General features: G+C 61.0%; 2 protein-coding genes. Both read right to left on the bottom strand.

Going from position 1 to position 2052, the window contains the following annotated elements:
• The coding region (dxs, locus tag ACTF58_RS01205; RefSeq protein ID WP_438990135.1) for a 1-deoxy-D-xylulose-5-phosphate synthase at positions 1 to 1166 on the bottom strand (1166 nt) is incomplete at its 3' end.
• A gap of 22 nt (positions 1167 to 1188) precedes the next feature.
• On the bottom strand, positions 1189 to 2052 hold an 864-nt coding region (locus ACTF58_RS01210), incomplete at its 5' end, for a polyprenyl synthetase family protein (RefSeq protein WP_438990136.1).

Raw genomic sequence — 2052 nt, forward strand, 5'->3', positions numbered from 1 at the left:
CCGCCCGCCGCCAGCGCAGCGCAAAAGGTCACGCCATGTTGCTCGGCAATGCTCACATCAAAGCAGCGCGACGGGTAGCGCTCCGCCATCAAATCAAGCCCCGTGCCGCTCGGCATCGCCGCCGTGACAGCGCAGATTTTGTCGTCCTGTGCCGCAAGCGCCACCAGCTCGTCGCCAAACACAGCCGTATAGCTCGGCGCATTGCTCGGCGTTTTCACTTGCTTGCCGGTGATCACATCAAACTTCGCCGTCGCATGGCCCTTGTCGTCGCGCGCCTCGGCAGGGGCATAGCCCTTGCCCTTCTTGGTGATCGCATGAATAAGGATCGGCCCTGTCGCGCGCGCCTTCACAGTGCGCAGAAGCGGCAGGAGCTGGTCCATGTCGTGGCCGTCAATCGGCCCGATATAGCTAAAGCCCAACTCCTCAAAAAGCGTGCCGCCCACGGTCATACCCTTGAGCATTTCCTTGGCCCGCTTCGCGCCTTCCTGAAAGAACGGCGGCATCAGACTGACCGCGCCCTTGGCGGCGGCCTTCAACTCCTGAAAAGGCTCCTCGGCATAGAGGCGATTGAGATATCCCGACAGCGCGCCAACAGGCGGCGCAATGCTCATATCGTTGTCGTTCAGGATCACAATCAGCCGCTTGCCCAAATGCCCCGCATTGTTCATCGCCTCAAAAGCCATGCCCGCGCTCATCGCGCCATCGCCAATAATGGCAATCGCATCGCCCAGCCCCTCGGGGCAGTTTCCGCCCAAGTCGCGCGCCACAGCAAAGCCCAGCGCCGCGCTGATCGAAGTGGAAGAATGCGCCGCACCAAAGCAGTCATACGGGCTTTCCGAGCGCTTGGTAAATCCGCTGAGGCCCCCGCGCTTGCGCAAAGTTCGGATGCGGTCGCGCCGCCCCGTCAGGATTTTGTGAGGGTAAGACTGATGCGAAACATCCCAGATAATCTTGTCTTTGGGCGCATCAAAAACAGCATGAAGCGCCACTGTCAGCTCAATCACACCCAAACCAGCGCCCAAGTGTCCGCCCGTCTCGCTCACAGCCGAGATCGTCTCGGCGCGCAGCTCTCCCGCCAGCGTAACGAGTTCGCCGTCGCTCAGCCGCTTCATATCGGCGGGGCTGGCTACTTTATCAAGCAGCGGGGTCTTGGGGCGGTCGGTCATAATCACCCTTTCAAGGGAACACTCATTTGCGCCGCGAAATAACGAAGCGCGCGGCCTCTCGCAAGCAATCAGCATTGTCTTTATAAACAGATAAGGCCTCGCAGGCCTCTTCGACAAGGTTTGCCGCTTGGCGTTTTGCCGCATCAAGCCCCAGAAGCGAGACAAATGTCGCCTTGCCCGCGTCTTCGTCCTTGCCCACGGCCTTGCCCGTCTCGGCGGCGTCCCCTTCCACATCAAGGATGTCATCCGCAATCTGGAAGGCAAGCCCAAGCCTGTCGCCATATGTCTCTAATCCAGCCGAATTCGCCCCCGCCATAACTGCACCAGCCGTCGCCGACCAGCGGATCAGCGCGCCCGTCTTGCCCGTCTGCACAGCCTTGATCTCGGCTAAGTTTAAAGGCACAGCGCTGGTTTCCGCCGCAATATCCATCATCTGACCGCCAACCATCCCGCCATGCCCGCTGGCCTGAGCCAGCCCGCGCAACAGCGCAACCGCATGGGGCATATCATCAGTCGCCAGCAGCTCGAATCCCTTCGCCTGCAAAGCGTCCCCCGCCAAAACAGCGGTATGTTCGTTCCATTTCTTATGAACCGTCGGCTTGCCACGGCGCAGGTCGTCGTCGTCCATACAAGGCAGATCATCATGGATCAGCGAATAGGCATGGATACATTCCACAGCCAGCGCCGCGCGCGTCGCAGCCTGAAGCCCCTGCCCATGCAGCCGCGCCGATTCGATCACAAGAAAAGCCCGCAGGGCTTTGCCGCCCTCCAAGGCATAGAGCATGGCTTCGAGCAGCTCGGCCTCAGGTCGCGACTTCGCCGCTTCAAAAAGCTCTCCCGGCGCGTGCCGCATCAGGCTCTGCGCCCGCCTCAGCGCCGCCTCAAA

The sequence above is a fragment of the Lentibacter sp. genome, from assembly GCF_965657785.1.
GTDB lineage: Bacteria > Pseudomonadota > Alphaproteobacteria > Rhodobacterales > Rhodobacteraceae > Lentibacter.